Raw genomic sequence first — 16520 nt, forward strand, 5'->3', positions numbered from 1 at the left:
GTGGCCTTTCAGTTGTTCGCGGTGTGGAGGGTAAAACGCTGCCGCAGATCGCGTTTGAGCAGCTTGCCGCTGGGGTTCTTCGGCAAGGCGTCGACGAAGAACACCTGTTTCGGCGTCTTGAAGCCGGCCAGGTGTTCGCGGCAGTGTGCCACGACCTCGTCTTCGGTCAGCGCGGAATCCGCGCGCGGCACCACCGCCGCGACGACGGCTTCGACCCACAGCGGATGCGGCAGCGCGAACACGGCTGCCTCCTGAATGCCGTTGTGGCGGTAGAGCACTTCTTCGACTTCGCGGCTTGCGACATTCTCTCCGCCGGTCTTGATCATGTCCTTCTTGCGATCCACCACGTGCAGCAGCCCGTGTTCGTCGTAGTAGCCCAGGTCTCCGGAGTGGAACCAACCCCCGGAGAACGCCTGTGCCGTCTTCTCCTCGTCGTCGAGATATCCGAGCATCAGATGTGGACTGCGGTGGGCGATCTCGCCGACGACACCGGTCGCGACCGGTGTGTCGGTCTCATCCAGGACGACGGTTTCGACGTTGACCACCGGGCGTCCCGCCGCCCCGGCGTGGGCGTCCTGTTCGGCGGGGCCCAGGGCGGAGGCCAGCGGCGCCATCTCGGTCTGGCCGTAGAAGTTCCACAACCGCAGTTGCGGCAGGCGGTGGCGCATCTCGTGGAGGATTTCGGCGGGCATCGGCGATGCGCCGTAGTAACCCTTGCGCAGGCTGGACAGGTCCACCTCGTCGAATACCGGACTGCGCAGCAAGCTGATCCACACGGTGGGCGGCGCGAAGTAGTTCGTGACGCCGTACCGCTCGATGGTGCGCAATACCAGCTCGGGATCGGGGCGGGGGAGGATGATGCTCGTCGCCCCCAGGTAGAGGTCGGTGGCCAGGAAGTTGTCCAGCTGGGCACAGTGATAGAGCGGCAGCGAATGCACCTCGACGTCGTCGCCGGACATCGATCCGGCCACGATGGTGCTGATGTACTGCCACATCAGGCTGCGGCTGCTGTGCATCACACCCTTGGGACGGGATTCGGTTCCGCTGGTGTACATGATCCGCACCAGCTGGTCGTCCGCGAGGTGGTACTCCGGTGCGGGATTGGTGGTGGTCAGCCAGTCGGAGAAGTCGGGCCAGCCCGACGATTGGCCCGGCAGGACGAGCGCGGCACAGGTGGTCACCACGGTGCCCAGCGTCATGGCGTGCTCGGCGACTGGTACGAGATCGGCCTCGACGATGAATCCTCGTGCCTTGCTGTGTCCCAGGATGTAGCTGATCTCCTCGGCGGTGAGCATGAAGTTGACAGGTACCAGCACCACGCCGGCGCGGGCCGTGGCGAACGTCAGCACCGCGTACTGCCAGCAATTGCGGGACAGCAGCGCCAACCGATCACCTGGCTTGAATCCGTTGTCGCACAACGCGGCCGCGGCTCGGTCGACCTGGTGATCGAATTCGGCGAAGGACAGCACGACGTCGCCGTCGATGATGGCGGTCTTGTCGGATTGCTTGCGTGCCGAGCGTCGCGGGATGTCAGCCAGGCTGTGACTGCGGGCGCGGGCGATGACGGCGTCGAGGTCGTCGTGGTGCATGGGCCGCAGCGTAGGCGCGCACTGCCACACCGCGGTGGTTTGTCTCCCGCTCAGTAGACAGGCCGTCACCACCGAGTGGTCGTTGCTCCGATACTCGCAACCATGACCGCCACCACGGAATCGTCGTCGCTGCCGACAGACAGTGCAACGGACCCGGACGCGCTGCGCGGACACCTGCGCAAGGCCGATCCCGGCGTCTTGGTCGCGGTGCTGGCGCAGATGACAGGCGACGCCTCAGTGATCGACCGGTACGCCGCGAGGATTGCCTACGAGCCGGATCCGCCGGAGCGGGCCGGCAAGACCGATCCGCAGACCGCGCAGACACTGGCGGAGGAGGTCATCGCTGCCCTGAACACCACGCGACCGGCCGGCGCCCCGGCCCCTGACGACCGCGAGTTCTTCACCCGGCTGCTGCCGGTGGCGTTGGGGGCGGAGGTCGACGACGAGCAGGTCGACCTGTTGCTCGAGCAGGGCGGATTCCGGCCCTCGGCACCCACGCTGCCGCGCACCGTACCGATTCCGCAGACCACCACCGTCGCCATCATCGGCGCCGGTCTCGCCGGCATCGCGGTCGCTCTGGCGGCCGCCGAGGAGGGCGTGGCCTTCACTGTCTACGACCGCAACGACGAGGTGGGTGGCACCTGGTTGACCACCACCTATCCCGGCATCGGCGTGGACACCCCGTCGGCCTACTACTCGCTCTCGCGTGAGATCAATCCCGAATGGTCGAACTACTATCCGCAGGGCGCGGAGTACCAGGCGTACCTGGTGGCGCTGGCCGACAAGCACGACCTGCGCCGTCACATCCAGTTCGGCACCGAAGTGCAGGCGCTGCACTGGGATGAGCAGCGACAACACTGGGAGATTCACACCTGCCGCACCGATGGCACCCAGTCGGTGGACCACGCGCGGGTGGTCGTCACCGCGGCGGGCTACCTGAACCGCCCCCGGTTCCCGGACGTCAAGGGCCGAGACACGTTCGGCGGTATCAGCATCCACTCGGCCCGCTGGGATCCCGATCTGGATCTGACCGGCAAGAGGGTGGCGGTCATCGGCGCGGGCTGCACGGCGGTGCAGATCGTCGATGCGTGCGTCGACGAGGTCGAGCATCTGACCGTGTTCCAGCGCCAACCGCACTGGGTGGCACCGCGCAAACGGCTCTCCGACGACGTGCCCGAACACCGCCGCTACCTCGGTCGCGTGCTGCCGTACTACGCGATGTGGCATCGGCTGAAGTCCTACTGGGGCACCGCCGACAACAACTACCCGATCATCCTGCAGGACCCCGAGTGGTCCAAGACCCACCTGTCCATCAACCCGACCAACGATGTCCTGCTGCAGATGTGCCTGGACTACATCGACCGAACCTTCGGTGCGGGAACGGAACTGGCGCGCAAGGTCACCCCGGACTTCGCGCCATACGGTAAGCGCATCATTCGTGACCCCGGCGGCTATTACGCTGCGCTGACCCGCGACCACGTCGACGTCGAAGCGTGCGAACCCGCGCAGATCAACGCCTCGGGGATCGTCACCTCAGACGGTCGCCACATCGACCTCGATGTGATCATCTACGCGACCGGCTATCACCTCGACTTCCTGTCCACGGTGGACATCCGGGGTCGCGGCGGCAAAACTCTGGCCGCAGAATGGGGCAACAGTCCACGCGCATACCGTGGCGGGACCGTGCCGGGTTTCCCGAATCTGTTCATCACCTCTGCGCCCAACTACAGTCCCGGGCACGGCGCCGGTGCCAACTTCTCCATGGAAGTCCTGGCGCACTACATCATCGAATGTCTGCAGCTGATGGCGCTGCGCGGGTCGACCACGATCGAGGTCACCGAGTCCGCGTACGAGGGCTACGTGGCTGACATCGACGCAGCGATGCAGAAGACCGTGTGGTGTCACACGCCCAACGCACACACCTACTATCGGTCGGAGTCGGGCCGGGTCGTCGTGGCCACCCCTTACCGCCTCGTCGACCTGTGGCAGCAGCACCGCGCACCTGTCGAATCGGACTTCGTGCTGAGATGAGCGGATTACTCACGGGCAAAACGGCTCTGGTGACGGGCAGCAGTCGCGGCATCGGTCGGGCCATCGCGCAGCGGCTGGCGGCCGAGGGCGCCACCGTCGCGGTCACGGCTCGCTCTCACCGCCCCTCACCATCGGTACGCGCCGGGGCGAACGAGATCGTCCCCGGCACCATCAACGAGACCATCGGACTCATCGAGGCGGCAGGGGGGTCGGCGTTCGGGGTGGCTGTTGACCTCGAGGACGACGCGGCCCGAGACGGACTGATCCCATCGGTGGTGGAACGGGCGGGTGGGATCGACATCCTGGTCAACAATGCGGGTTTCGCCGATTACGCGCTCGTGGAGGACATGCCGCGGGCCACGTTCGACCGCACGGTGGCCCACTACGTGACGACGCCGTTCGCATTGACTCAGGCGGCGATTCCGCACATGCGCAGTCGGGGTGCCGGGTGGATCGTCAACATCGGCTCGGTGACCGGCGTCGCGCCGGTCCGCCCCTACCGGGACTACAACAAGACGGCAGGCGACGTGATCTACGCATCGTGCAAAGCGGCGCTGCATCGCTTCACCCAGGGCGTCGCCGCCGAGTTGGTCGACGCCAACATCGCGGTCAACTGCGTGGGTCCCTCCACGGCGGTACGTACCCCTGGCGCGGCGTCGTTGATTCCGGCCGGCTTTCCCACCGAACCGGTCGAGTACCTCGCCGAGACCGTGCTGGCCATGTGTCACCTCCCCGCCCAGGCACGTACCGGGTTGGTGGCCTTCAGCCTTCACTACCCATGGTCACAGAGACTTCCGGTGCGCACCCTGGACGGCCGCACGGTGTTGGAGCCAATCGAGCCTCCGGCAGCGGCCAATCCGAACATCCTTCCCGCCGGCCTGTGAGGACCCGTCTAGAGCACCGGGGCGGCCATGTCGCAGAAGCTGTGGCACACCCGATCCCGGACGATCACGTCGGCGGTCTCGGGATCGAACCATCGGTCGACCACCGCCCAGTGGATGGGGTGCATCAGGTAGGGGCCCATCAGTCCCGCGACGTCGGTGAACTCCTGCTCGAACACATGCGTCCACCCCGTGGTCCCGACGGCATCGTCCACCCTGCTCAGCTGCCAGGCCGCGATCGTCGGAACGTAGGACGCCATCATCGCGAGTTCGCGTTCGAAGTCTGCCACCGCCGAGCGATCAGCTTCCGGTGAAACACGCAGCAGCAGAGCCCGATACACGGTTCCCGCCGAGCTTCGCATCGCGCAGCCGCGGTAAGTCGCGCCATTGACACGGGAGATGGCCGGATCGGAGAGCGTCGCATCGACATCGAAGTCGACTGCCGCCTGGGGATCGTCGAAGCGTAGGTGCAGCAGGATGTCGCCGCCGTTACGGGACCCCGGCAGGGTCGGGGCGACTACATGTCGGGCGGCACCGCTGCGCTCCGCGGCGGCCCGCAGGGCGGTGAGGATCCGGTCGCGGTCCGGCTCGTCGACGTCGATCAACCGGGTCACTGCTACCGTGGCCGTGGACCCCGCACCCGGCGCCGCGATCGCCGTGGGCGGGGCGGCCTCGACATCGGCGGGGTCGGTGGCGACACTTCGGGTGCGATCGACGACGAGATCACCGACGCTGGACCACCATTGAGCGATCGTCGGGTCGGGTCGGCCCTGCCAGGTCATCTGCCACCACGCCTGCGGGCTGGGCAGCGTCCAGGTGATGGTGACGACGTTGGTGCGGTCGGGGAACCAGATCGGCGGGCTCACCAGGACGTCGCGCAGCGTCATCCCGCGTGCCCGCGCCCCGGGGGCGTAGTCGGCGAGATAGGCGTCGATGAACGCGCGTGCGCACCCTGCAGCGGTGGTCACCCGGTCGATGACGCAGACCTCACCCATGGCGCGAGGCTACGGTCGTCCGGGTTGTGGGCGGGGTGGCCTTCCCGGCTACCGGGAGGACCCCGTTGCCCCCTCATGACGTCGAGGCCATGGTGATTCGATGAACGATCCGTTCAGCCCCGCCCGGTTGGGACCTGTGACACTGCGCAACCGGATCGTCAAAGCCGCCACCTCAGAGGGGCGTTCGCCTCGCGGTGCGGTGACCGACGAACTGATCGCCTTTCATCGCAGCTTCGCCGAGGGCGGGGTGGGGATGACGACGGTCGCGTATTGCTGCGTGTCCCCGCAGGGGGCGAGCGCTCCCGGTCAGATCGTGATGAGTGTCGCGGCCCTGCCAGGGCTGCGGCGACTGACCGATGCGGTGCACGACGCCGGTGCGGCGATCTCGGCCCAACTCGGTCATGCCGGAGTCGTTGCTCCTCGCAAGCTGACCGGAGTCACCGCGGTCGCCCCCAGCAGGTTCGTCAATCCGACGTCGATGGCGTACTGCCGCGCCATCACCGTCGAGGAGATCGGCACGGCCATCGCCCAATTCGGCACCGCCGCCCAGGTTGCGGTCGAGGCGGGCTTCGATGCGGTGGAATTGCACTTCGGGCACCTGTACCTGCCCAGCTCGTTTCTGAGTCCGCTGATCAACCGGCGCAAGGACGCCTACGGCGGGTCGATCGACAACCGGTCGCGGCTGGTGCGCGAGATCGCCGAGCACGTCCGTACCGTCGTCGGCGATCAGGTCGCGGTGATCGCCAAACTGGACATGGACGATGGCGTGCCGGGCAGCATTTGGATCGACGAGGCGCTGCGCACCGCGCAGTTGCTCGATGACGACGCCACGCTCGATGCCCTGGAATTGACTCAGGGGTCATCGGTGTACAAACCGATGTACCTCTTCCGGGGAGATGCTCCGGTGAGGGAGTTCGCCAAGGTGATGCCGCCGGTGTTGCGTCCCGCGCTGCGCCTCGTCGGCAAGCGTGCGATGGGCGACTATCCCTACCGGGATCTCTACATGCTCGATGCGGCACGCCAGTTCGTACCCCTGATGAAGAACACGAAGTTGATCCTGTTGGGTGGCATCACCGAGCGCGCGCACCTGATGACCGGAATGGCCGAAGGTTTCGACTTCTTCGCCATAGGGCGGGCATTGCTGCGCGAACCTGACCGGGTGAAGACGATGATGGCCGAGCCGGCATCGCGCAGCCTCTGCAACCACAACAACAAGTGCATGGTCACGGTGTTCGGGCGGACGCACTGTGTGCTCGACCCCGACCAGCGCTACGGGCCGGTGGCGCAGCGCGCGGGTACGCCCGCGGCGTCGCTACCGGTCGAGCACCTGCCGTAGGGCGGCGCTGGACTGTCGGCGCGCTTCGTGCGCGAGTTCGAGCATCGGCATCGTCATGAAACCGTGGATGCCGCCCTCGAACTCGCAGCGCGAGACCGTGACACCCGCCGAGGACAACGCGTCGGCATAGGCACTGGCCTCGTCGTGCAGGGGGTCGTGGCCTGCGAGCACCATCACCGCCGGTGGCAGACCGGCGAGATCGGCGCCCAGCGGGCTCGCGTAAGGGTGGGTGCGGTCGTCGACGGCAGGCACGTACTGATCCCAATACCATTGCAGGGCGGGGCGGGGGTTGTAGAACCCGCGCCCGAACGCCCGGTAGGAGGGTGTGTCGAAATCGGCGGCGATCACCGGATAGAGCAACAACTGCGCCGCCACCTCCGGGCCCCTCCGATCGCGCGCCATCAGGGCGGTCACCGCGGCCAGATTGCCTCCGGCGCTGTCACCCCCGACGACCACACGCGCGGGATCCGCGCCGAGCACGGCGGCACGATCGGTCGTCCACTCGACGGCGGTGTACAGGTCCTCGGCGGCCGTCGGCCACCGGTGCTCGGGCGCCAGCCGGTAATCCACTGAAACAACCACCGCAGGAATGAGATTGGCGAGATTGCGGCACAGTCCGTCGTGGCTGTCGATGTCGCAGAAGACGAATCCACCACCGTGGGCGTACACCACCACCGGCAAGGGTTCCGACGCCTCCGGGCGATAGACGCGGACAGCCACGGATCCGCCGTCGACGGCGATCTCATGATCTTCGACGGCCGCGAGCGGTTCGGGTGCCGGGTTCGGCACGAACCGCGCGCGAATCGCGGCGCGAGCTTGGGCGCCGGTCATCTCGTGCACTGGCGGAAAGCCCGAATCGAGCGCCTCGATGATGTCGGCGATCTGCGGATCGAGCCTCACGCCGGCAACAGGGAAGCGTGCCGCGCCTCGGTCGGCCGCGGCGCGATCCCGCCGCGCAACGGGCGAAGCGGCTGCAGCGTGGGTGCGACACGCTCGGGTCCGTCTTCGGCGTTGCGCCAGATGCCCATCGCGGTCATGCGCACCGGCCCGGCCATGCGATGGTCGAAGGTCATCCGGGAGATCGGGCCGCACACGGAGACCGCGGCCACGGCTTGGCCGGCAGGTCCGATCGGCGCCGCGACGCACCCGAAGCCGGGCAGGGACTCCTCGCGCTCCACGGCGACCCCGTGGGATCGCACCCGGGCCAGCTCTGCGGTCCATTGGGCGGCGTTGGCAATGGAGTAGCGGGTTTTGCGGACAGTCAGATCGACTGTGCTATCGGTACTTTCGGTATCGGCCAGGATGGCCTTGCCTACGGCGGTACAGTGCGCCGGTTGACGTCCCCCGACGCGGGTGGGGATGGCAGAGGCCATGTGGTCCCCGATTTTCTCCAGATACACGACGTCGGAGCCGTCGAGCACGGCGAGGTGCACGACCAGCCCGGTGGCGCGATGCAGGTCGCGCAGGAGTGGGATCGCGGCACGGTGAATGCGGTCCTGGTGCAGCGCCAGCGAGCCCAGCTCGACCAACCGCATGCCGAGTTCGTAGTCGCGGCCGTCGCGGCGCAGCCACCGCAGCGCGACCAGGCGCTCGAGCATGCGGTGCGCCGACGAACGGGGAAGTCCGGTGCGGCGCACGATCTGCGCCAAGGTGAGCCGTCCGGGTCCGTCGAAGGCGTCGAGAACCAGGGAGATGCGATCGATGACCGCACTGGGTGTTTCGTTTGCCTTGTCGACAGTGATGGTCACCGGGCCTCCTTCGGTCAGCGCATGCCGTACAGGCATATGCCTATTAGTAATATGCCTCTTTGTAGCACAGGGGTGTGCGCGCTGTCACACAAATCGGGCGTGTCAGTGGACAGCGGCGATGAACGCAGAGCTCAGTCCTAGCGCGGGGGCAACGCGGGCTCACGGCGTACAGGACCGAAACTGCCGACGCGTCGAGGCGTCCGCTGGGGGGGCGGGCTGGATCAGCCGCGTGCGGCGGCGCGTCCTGCGCGACGTCCGTAGAAGCTGCCGTCGCCGAGGCTGACACCGCTGGCGTAACCCCATGCGGCCAGTCCGGCGGTGCAGCGGCCCGCGGCGAACAGGCCCGGGATCGGATCACCGCTGACGTGTACAACCTCGCCGTCGAGGGTGGTGTGCAGGCCGCCCAGGGTGAAGCCGCCCGTGGATTCGCGCAGATCAATTGCCGCCACTGGGGATCCGAGCGGGCGCAGCCACCGAGACTTCTTGTGCAGGAGACGATCCCGGCCCTGGGCAGCGTCGTCGTTGTATGCAGTGATGGTGGACTGCAGAGATCCTGGCGGCAGCCCGATCTCGGCTTCCAATTCGGCGACGGTCTCGCACACCCACGTGGGCGGACGCATCATCAGCTGGGGAGAGGGAGAGTTCATCGCCTCGGTCTGCGCGGTCTCGTCGAGGACGAGATAGGCGGTGTTGTTCTGGTGGTAGAGCGTGAGCTGACCGACTCGGCCGGGGTAGGTGTCTTCGGCGACGAAGCGCTGTCCGCGTTCGTTGACCAGGACGCCCCGCACGAGTTGCTGTGGATCGATGAACAGCGCCACTTCCGTGGCGTCCATGTGGGCGAGGTCTGCGCCCAGTGCCTGCGCCATTCTGATCGCTCGTCCATCGTGCTGTTCGATGGAGGCGGCAGGCCGACCGGCGATGCGGGGTGCGTACCGCGCCACCATGGCGTCGTTGTAAGCGAAGCTGCCGGTGGCCAGCACCACACCGCGCCGGGCGCGGATGTCGATCTGGGTGCCGTAGCGGCGGGCCCGGACACCGACCACGCGGCCGTCGGACTCCACGATCAGCGCCTGCACCCGCACGTCGTAGAGCGCGCCGGCGCCGACTGCGGTGGCGGTCTCGACGAGACCTTTCATCATCATGAACCCGGCGCTGGCTTCGCCCTGCTTCTTGTTCTGCATCTGCGGAACGTGGCCGCGCGGTGCGGGTTCGGCGATGGTGTTGAACGGGTAGGAATTCTCTCCGCCGCTGTACATCAGCCCTTCGTCGCCCATGGGTTCCCAGCCGGGCTGATCGAAGAACTCGGCCTTGAACGGAATGCCGCAACCGCTGAGCCACTCGAAGTGGGCGACACTGCCGGCGCAGTAGTCCGCGATGCGGTGCTCGTCGGCGCCCGGACCCATGGCGGCATTGAGAAACACGGCCATGTTGTCGGCGGAATCGGTGAAACCGCAGGCGGTTTGGAGCGGCGTCCCGCCCCCGAGGTAGATGAACCCGCCGGCCATCGCGGCCGCCCCACCCCAGGACCCGCTGCGTTCGAGGACCAGGACCTCGGCTCCCGCTCGGGTGGCCTCGACCGCGGCTGCGGCACCCGCGACGCCGTAGCCGGCGATCACGACATCGGCGTGGTGGTCCCAGGAGGTGACGCTGCCGGCGGCGACCGGGATCACGTCTGTCACGGACGCATCGCTGCGGGCAGGTCGGACACCCACTGATGACCCCAGTAGCTGTCGGCAGTGATCTCCTCGGCGGTGTAGTGCTCCTCGTCGACGCGCATGCCCTCGGTGCCGAACTCGATGTCCCAGTCGCCGGGGGCGCGCACGTAGAACGACACCATCTTGTCGTTGGTGTGGCGGCCGAGCGTCGAGGACAGCTGGAATCCCTCGGCGTTGACCCGGTCGAGAGCTTGACCGACCGCGTCGAGGGTGTCGACCTCGACCATGAGGTGGATGAGGCCGGGATCGCGCACCGTCTGCGCGGGGCAGATGGCCAGGCTGTGGTGGCGCTGGTTGACGCCCATGAACCGCACCCGCACCGGCCCGAATTCCGGGGGCACCGGAACGCGGAAAGCGCCGCGGGACTTGAAACCCAGTACCTCCGTGTAGAACTCGAACACTCCGTTGACGTCGAGGGCGGGCAGCACGACGTGGCCCAACCCCTGCCCGCCGGTGACGAAGCGGGCTCCGTGAGGAGTGACGACGGGGGAGTGGTCGAGCACCGCGCCATGGAACACCTCGAGCGAGGTGCCCGCGGGGTCCTCGAAGGCGATGACCTCCTCGACGCGGCGCGCGTCGGCTTCCTCCAAAGACAGCTGCTTGTAGGGCACACCTGCGCCGTCGAGGGCCGCCTTGACCAGTTCGAGATCGGCGTGGTCGCGAACCTCCCATCCGACGGTGACGATCTTGTCGACGTCGCCGGGCACGACGATGATGCGGGCGGCCCGCTCGTCCATGCGCAGATACAGGGCGGATTCGTCGGGACCCTGGCCGCGGGCGAAGCCGAGCACATCGAAGGCGAACTGGCGCCACCGGTCGATGTCGGTGGCCGCCACGGTGACGTAGCCGAGGCTCTTGATCAATCCCATGCTGGGCAGTCCTTTCAGATCATCGCCCGCAGCGGACCCTGCGGGTCGACGCCGAGGGAGCTCAGTGCCGAGGCGTGATAGACGGTGCCGGGGACGTGGATGGCGTGTGCCTGGCCGACGTGCACATCGCGCCAGAACCGTTGCAGCGGCTTGTCCATTCGGGCGGCGTTGCCGCCGCAGCGCGCGAAGATCTCGTCGACGGCCGACACGGCTCGCCAGACCGCGCGCACCTGGGTGCGCCGTCCGGCCGCGCGATCCTCGAAAGACACCTCACGCCCGGAGTCGACCATGTCGTAGATGCGGTCGGCGTTGGCCAGCAGTTCCTGGCGGGCAGCGTTGATGTCGGCGGCAGCCTCGCCGATGCCGTACATGACGTAAGGGTCGTCCTTGATGGCCACGCCGCTGGAGTTGACCCGCTGACGTTGGTAGTCCAGCGCGGCGGCCAGCGCACCCTCCGCGATGCCGATCGTTGCCGCGCTGATGCCCAGCGGGAACATCGTCGACCACGGCATGAGGTAGAGCGTGTCGGTCATTCCAGCTTCGCGCTGGGCGGAGCCGTCCATGACCTTCATTGCGTCCATCGTCCGATACGAGGGCACGAAAGCATTTCTGACGATGACGTCCTTGGAGCCGGTACCGCGCAACCCGACGACATCCCAGGAATCGTCGACGATCTCGTAATCCGAGCGCGGAAGGATCATGTGCAGCATCTGCGGGGGCATCAGAGGCTTGCCCTCCGCGTCTCCCATCATCGCGCCCAGGAAGATCCAGTCGCAGTGGTCGGTGCCTGAACTGAACTGCCACCGCCCGTTGAAGATGTACCCGCCGTCGACCGGGTTGGCGACGCCCTGCGGGGCGTACGGTGAGGCGACCCAGGTGTCGACGTCGTCGGCCCAGATCTCGGAAGCCACCCGTGGATCGGCATAGGCCAGCTGATACGGGTGCACACCCACCACGCCGTTGATCCAGCCGGCCGCCGGATCCAGCGCCGCAGTGGCCATGACCGTCTCCGCGAACTCGCGGGGGTGGACCTGCAGGCCGCCGTGTTCAGTTGGCTGAAGCAGGCGGATGTTGCCCGCCGACTTCATCAGTTTGACCGTGTCGTCGGTGAGCTTGCCGATCTTCTCGGCCTCAGCGCCTTGGGTGCGCAATTGCTCGGCGTGCTCGTGCACCCGGTCGATTACCCGCTCAGTCATGTCGTGGTCCTCTTCGTCGCTGGCCTGTGTCAATGGTGTACTGCGGTCTGGAGCGCGGTGGTCGGTTTTCCCGGTCAGCGGAAGCCGCGGAGAGCGAATTCAGAATTCGACGTGAAGGTCGTCGGTGACCGGCCGGGCTTGGCAGCCGAGGATCAGTCCGTCGGCGATGTCGTCAGCTTCGAGGATGTCGCTGGTGGCCATGTCGACTTCACCAGCCACCAACGTCGCTGCGCACGACCCGCACTGGCCCTCCCGGCACGAGTAGGGCACCTCCAGCCCGGCGGCCAGCATGGTCTCCACCAGAGTGGCGCGCCGTGGCCACCGCAACCGGTGCGAGTGACCGTCGAGATCGACGCGCACAGTGGCGGCATCTGCATCGTCGGCCAGCGCCGCCGCGGTGCCGGCATCGTCGGTGAACGGGTCACCGGAGAGCGAATGGAAGACCTCGAGGTGAATCCGCTCGCGCGGAACCCCGGCCTCACTCAGGGATTCCTTGATCACGGCCATGAATGGGCCCGGACCGCAGATGAACGATTCGACGGCGGCCGATCCGCCGAAGACGGTGCGGACGAAACCACTCATCTGCGCGCGGGTCGGTAGCCCCTGCAGCGACTCCAGCCAATGCAGCACCGTCAGGCGACCGGCGTAACGTGCCGCGAGATCACGCAGCTCCGCGGCAAAGATCACCGAGGCGTCGTCGCGGTTGGCGTAGCAGAGCACCACCCGTCCGCTGCCCGCGAACAGCACCGACTTGAGGATGGACATCACAGGAGTGATGCCACTGCCGGCGGCCCACAGCACGAAGTCGGCGTCGAGGTCGGCCGGGGTGAATACTCCCGCCGGGGGGAGCACCTCGATGTGATCCCCTGCAGAGACGTTGTCACACAACCAGTTCGACGCATACCCGGCGACGGTGCGCTTCACGGTCACCTTCGGTGCGTCATCGGTGTGCGGAGAGCTGGCCAGCGAGTAGCAGCGCGCCACCGACCCGGTCTGTTCGCTGGGCACCCGCACCGTGAGAAATTGTCCGGGCCGGTAGGCGAACAGGTCGCGTTGGTCATCGGGGATCGCGAACACCAGCGATCGGGCGTCAGCGCTTTCGTCGATGACTTCGGCGACCCGCACCACCACCCCGCGTCCCGCGCCGACGATCTCGGTATCGGTTTCGACGTCGGTCATGGCCGGTGATTCTGACGCGCTCGGCGACCCGCGCCAACTGGGTCCGCCCGATGGCCGGGAAACTGGGTCACGGCTTCCGGTGAACGGGAGATCCGGCGGCCGCGACAGCGGTGACGACCTACCGTTCGGTGCGTGAGCAGCGCATCGAGTACACGCGAGGACGCCGGGGTGGTAGACGCTGTCGTGGTGGGCGCCGGGTTCGGCGGCCTCTACGCTCTGCATACGTTGCGTGGCCGAGGTTTGTCGGTGCGGGTCTTCGAAGCCGCCCCCGACGTCGGCGGCACCTGGTACTACAACCGGTACCCGGGCGCGCGCTGCGACGTCGAAAGCGTTGACTACTGCTATTCGTTCTCCGATGACCTGCAGCAGCGGTGGACGTGGTCGGAGAAGTACGCCACCCAGCGCGAGATCCTGGACTACATCAACTGGGTGACCGACGAACTCGATCTGCGGGGTGGCATCACCTTCGACACTCGAGTGACCAGCGCCGAGCTCGACGAATCCGCGTTGACGTGGACGGTGACCACCGACACGGGCGAAGTCGTCGAAGCGCGGTTCGTGGTGATGGCCACCGGGCCGCTGTCGGCGGCGATGACCCCGGACATTCCCGGGCTGGACACCTTCGCCGGCGAGATCTACCACACCGCTCACTGGCCGCACGACGACGTCGACTTCACTGGCAAGCACGTGGCAGTGATCGGTACCGGATCTTCTGGCATTCAATCGATTCCACTCATCGCCGAGCAGGCGGCGCATCTCTATGTCTTCCAGCGAACACCCAATTTCAGCGTGCCGGCAGGCAATCGACCGCTCGCCGACGACGAGGTCGCCGACATCAAAGCCAACTACGCGCAGCGTCGCCAGATGTCCTGGCGCAGCGGCGGTGGCTCACCGCATGTCGCTCATCCAAAGCTGACCATGGAGGCGACCCCCGAGGAGCGCCGTGCCGCGTTCGAAAAACGCTGGCAACTGGGCGGTGTGCTGTTCTCCAAGACCTTCAGCGACCAGATGACCTCCCTGGAGGCGAACGAGGAAGCCCGAAAGTTCTACGAGGAGAAGATCCGCGCGGTCATCGACGACCCCGACGTCGCCGATCTGCTCATCCCCTCCGACCATCCGATCGGGACCAAGCGGATCTGCACCGACACGAACTACTTCCAGACGTTCAATCGCCCGGACGTCACCCTGGTCAGCGTCCGTAAGACGCCTATCGAGTCGATCGATCCGACCGGAATCCGTACCTCGGAGAAGCATTACGACATCGACGCGTTGGTGTTGGCAACGGGTTTCGATGCGATGACCGGTACGTTGGCGAAGATCGACATCACCGGCCGCGGCGGACAGAAGCTGGTCGACGACTGGTCCGACGGCCCGCGCACTTACCTCGGGCTGGGCACCGACGGATTCCCCAACCTGTTCCTGGTGTCCGGGCCGGGGGCGCCTGCAGTGCTGGCCAACATGGTGTTGCACGCCGAGGCTCATGTGAACTGGATCGCTGAGGCCATCTCCTATCTAGACGACCGGGGTTACGCGGCGATCGAACCGACCGCCGACGCGGTCGACGATTGGATCGCCGAGTGCGCACGGCGTGCAGAAGCGACCCTGTTCACCCGGGCCAATTCCTGGTACATGGGTGCGAACGTGCCTGGAAAGCCGCGGCAATTCATGCTGTTCATCGGTGGCTTCGGCGTCTACCTCGATATCTGCAATGAGGTGGCTGCAGCGGGATACAAGGGATTCCAGCTGCTCAAGGAGCCGTGAGAACGGAGGATCACAGTGGGTGTCTATGCCGTCACTGGTGCGGCGTCGGGGATGGGACATGCTGTCGCACAACGGCTGCGCGGCGACGGGCATCGGGTGATCACCGTCGATCGGCACGACGCTGAGGTCATCGCCGATCTGTCCACCCCGCAGGGGCGCGCGCATGCTGCGGCCGCGGTAGCAGACGCGGCGCCGGGACATCTCGACGGCGCGGTGCTGGCCGCCGGGGTGGGGCCACGTCCCGGGCGGGGGAGCGCCGAGAACATCCTGTCGGTCAACTACTTCGGTGTCGTCGAACTCGCCCAGGCGTTGCAGCCGGCACTTGCGGCTGCCGATCGCGCCAAGGTCGTTGTCGTGGGCAGTAATTCGGCGACGACGATGCCGATGGTGCCAGGCCGCGCCGTGCGCGCGCTACTGCGCGACGATCTGGCCGGCGCGTCACGCGCGGTACGGATGTTCGGTTCGACCGCGCCGGCGATGGCGTACGGCGCCTCCAAGATCGCCGTGATGCGCTGGGTCCGCCGTACGGCGGTGCAACCGATGTGGGCGGGTGTCGGGATCCGACTCAACGCGATCGCGCCCGGGGCCGTCGACACCCCGCTGCTGGACGAACAGCTTTCCTCACCGCGACAAGCCAAAGCGGTCAAGACGTTCCCGGTGCCGGTCGGGGGTTTCGGAGATCCCGCTCAGCTCGCGGGCTGGATACGGTTCATGTTGTCCGAGGATGCGGACTTCCTCTGCGGTAGTGTTCTTTTCGTGGACGGCGGATCGGATGCGTACTTCCGCGCTGATGACTGGCCCCGACGGGTGCCCACGCTGACCGTTCCTCGATACCTGTATCGGATGGTCGCCTTTTCGAGAGGTTCGCGAGTGCACGGTGTGTGAGGGATTGTCTGGTGTTCGCGTGGCAGAGCGTGCATTCGGCCGGGCTATGGGGAGGCGGCGTCCATTTCGCGTTTGATTTCCAGGGCGATGTCGATCAGTTGGTCTTCCTGGCCGCCGATCAGCTTGCGCTGCCCGGCACGGTGCAGCAGCTGGTGCGCAGGCACCCCGTAGCGCTCGGACTGACGGATGGCGTGTTTGAGGAAGCTCGAGTACACCCCGGAGTAGCCCATGATCAGCGCGTTGCGATCGAGCAGGCATTCGGCGGGCATCGCGGGGGCGACGACCTCTTCGGCGGCGTCGGCGATGTCGAAGAAATCGATGCCGGTCTTGACACC

At 66.8% G+C, this 16520-nt stretch carries 13 protein-coding genes and 1 pseudogene; 5 read left to right on the forward strand and 9 right to left on the reverse strand.

The window, feature by feature from the left end; translation table 11 throughout:
• Window positions 1-8: 8 nt before the first annotated feature.
• The gene (locus tag ACZYYX_RS12720; RefSeq protein ID WP_463814722.1) at window positions 9-1589 is read right to left on the reverse strand and encodes an acyl-CoA synthetase; all 1581 of its coding nucleotides are present in this window, start codon (window positions 1587-1589) and stop codon (window positions 9-11) included.
• 102 nt (window positions 1590-1691) lie between these two features.
• Between ACZYYX_RS12720 and ACZYYX_RS12725 the strand changes: the two genes are divergently transcribed.
• Window positions 1692-3620, forward strand: a complete 1929-nt coding sequence (locus ACZYYX_RS12725; protein WP_463814723.1) for a flavin-containing monooxygenase — start codon at window positions 1692-1694, stop codon at window positions 3618-3620.
• The gene (locus tag ACZYYX_RS12730; protein WP_463814724.1) at window positions 3617-4504 is read left to right on the forward strand and encodes an SDR family NAD(P)-dependent oxidoreductase; all 888 of its coding nucleotides are present in this window, start codon (window positions 3617-3619) and stop codon (window positions 4502-4504) included. The genes ACZYYX_RS12725 and ACZYYX_RS12730 overlap by 4 nt, the downstream gene beginning before the upstream one ends.
• Before the next feature lie 8 nt (window positions 4505-4512).
• Here ACZYYX_RS12730 and ACZYYX_RS12735 read toward each other — a convergent pair whose 3' ends face one another.
• Complete coding sequence (locus ACZYYX_RS12735) at window positions 4513-5115, reverse strand: Dabb family protein (RefSeq protein WP_463814895.1); 603 nt, start codon at window positions 5113-5115, stop codon at window positions 4513-4515.
• A 481-nt stretch (window positions 5116-5596) separates the two neighbouring features.
• Between ACZYYX_RS12735 and ACZYYX_RS12740 the strand changes: the two genes are divergently transcribed.
• Window positions 5597-6832, forward strand: a complete 1236-nt coding sequence (locus ACZYYX_RS12740) for an NADH:flavin oxidoreductase (RefSeq protein ID WP_463814725.1) — start codon at window positions 5597-5599, stop codon at window positions 6830-6832.
• Here ACZYYX_RS12740 and ACZYYX_RS12745 read toward each other — a convergent pair.
• The 6 genes from ACZYYX_RS12745 to ACZYYX_RS12770 all read right to left on the reverse strand — a co-directional run bounded on the left by ACZYYX_RS12745 (window position 6809) and on the right by ACZYYX_RS12770 (window position 13539).
• Window positions 6809-7732 (reverse strand): alpha/beta hydrolase, encoded by a 924-nt coding sequence (locus ACZYYX_RS12745; protein WP_463814726.1) that lies wholly within the window; start codon window positions 7730-7732, stop codon window positions 6809-6811. The two genes, ACZYYX_RS12740 and ACZYYX_RS12745, sit on opposite strands and share 24 nt — an antisense overlap.
• Window positions 7729-8580 carry an IclR family transcriptional regulator gene (locus ACZYYX_RS12750; protein WP_463814727.1) on the reverse strand — a complete coding sequence of 284 codons (852 nt, stop codon included), beginning with the start codon at window positions 8578-8580 and terminating at the stop codon, window positions 7729-7731. The genes ACZYYX_RS12745 and ACZYYX_RS12750 overlap by 4 nt, the downstream gene beginning before the upstream one ends.
• Window positions 8581-8801: 221 nt before the next feature.
• The gene (locus ACZYYX_RS12755) at window positions 8802-10259 is read right to left on the reverse strand and encodes an FAD-dependent oxidoreductase (RefSeq protein WP_463814728.1); all 1458 of its coding nucleotides are present in this window, start codon (window positions 10257-10259) and stop codon (window positions 8802-8804) included.
• The gene (bphC, locus tag ACZYYX_RS12760) at window positions 10256-11164 is read right to left on the reverse strand and encodes a biphenyl-2,3-diol 1,2-dioxygenase (RefSeq protein ID WP_463814729.1); all 909 of its coding nucleotides are present in this window, start codon (window positions 11162-11164) and stop codon (window positions 10256-10258) included. The genes ACZYYX_RS12755 and bphC overlap by 4 nt, the downstream gene beginning before the upstream one ends.
• Window positions 11165-11178: 14 nt before the next feature.
• Window positions 11179-12360: an acyl-CoA dehydrogenase family protein gene (locus ACZYYX_RS12765; protein WP_463814730.1), complete on the reverse strand. Its 1182-nt coding sequence runs from the start codon at window positions 12358-12360 to the stop codon at window positions 11179-11181.
• Between the two features lie 99 nt (window positions 12361-12459).
• Window positions 12460-13539, reverse strand: a complete 1080-nt coding sequence (locus ACZYYX_RS12770) for a 2Fe-2S iron-sulfur cluster-binding protein (protein WP_463814731.1) — start codon at window positions 13537-13539, stop codon at window positions 12460-12462.
• 132 nt (window positions 13540-13671) lie between these two features.
• On the opposite strand from ACZYYX_RS12770, the gene ACZYYX_RS12775 reads away from it, so the two are divergent.
• Window positions 13672-15300 carry a flavin-containing monooxygenase gene (locus ACZYYX_RS12775; RefSeq protein ID WP_463814732.1) on the forward strand — a complete coding sequence of 543 codons (1629 nt, stop codon included), beginning with the start codon at window positions 13672-13674 and terminating at the stop codon, window positions 15298-15300.
• Between the two features lie 15 nt (window positions 15301-15315).
• Window positions 15316-16185 carry an SDR family oxidoreductase gene (locus ACZYYX_RS12780; protein WP_463814733.1) on the forward strand — a complete coding sequence of 290 codons (870 nt, stop codon included), beginning with the start codon at window positions 15316-15318 and terminating at the stop codon, window positions 16183-16185.
• Between the two features lie 44 nt (window positions 16186-16229).
• Here the strand turns inward: ACZYYX_RS12780 and ACZYYX_RS12785 are convergent.
• Window positions 16230-16520, reverse strand: a pseudogene (locus ACZYYX_RS12785) (4-hydroxy-2-oxovalerate aldolase); the annotation flags it as partial.

This window comes from Mycobacterium sp. IDUB_1 (genome assembly GCF_055419625.1).

Bases quoted from the DNA above. Each gene is read 5' to 3' on its own strand.
- ACZYYX_RS12770 (WP_463814731.1), bottom strand. From the start codon at position 13,539: ATGACCGACGTCGAAACCGATACCGAGATCGTCGGCGCGGGACGCGGG.
- ACZYYX_RS12725 (WP_463814723.1), top strand. From the start codon at position 1,692: ATGACCGCCACCACGGAATCGTCGTCGCTGCCGACAGACAGTGCAACG.
- ACZYYX_RS12720 (WP_463814722.1), bottom strand. From the start codon at position 1,589: ATGCACCACGACGACCTCGACGCCGTCATCGCCCGCGCCCGCAGTCAC.
- ACZYYX_RS12740 (WP_463814725.1), top strand. From the start codon at position 5,597: ATGAACGATCCGTTCAGCCCCGCCCGGTTGGGACCTGTGACACTGCGC.
- bphC (WP_463814729.1), bottom strand. From the start codon at position 11,164: ATGGGATTGATCAAGAGCCTCGGCTACGTCACCGTGGCGGCCACCGAC.
- ACZYYX_RS12730 (WP_463814724.1), top strand. From the start codon at position 3,617: ATGAGCGGATTACTCACGGGCAAAACGGCTCTGGTGACGGGCAGCAGT.
- ACZYYX_RS12765 (WP_463814730.1), bottom strand. From the start codon at position 12,360: ATGACTGAGCGGGTAATCGACCGGGTGCACGAGCACGCCGAGCAATTG.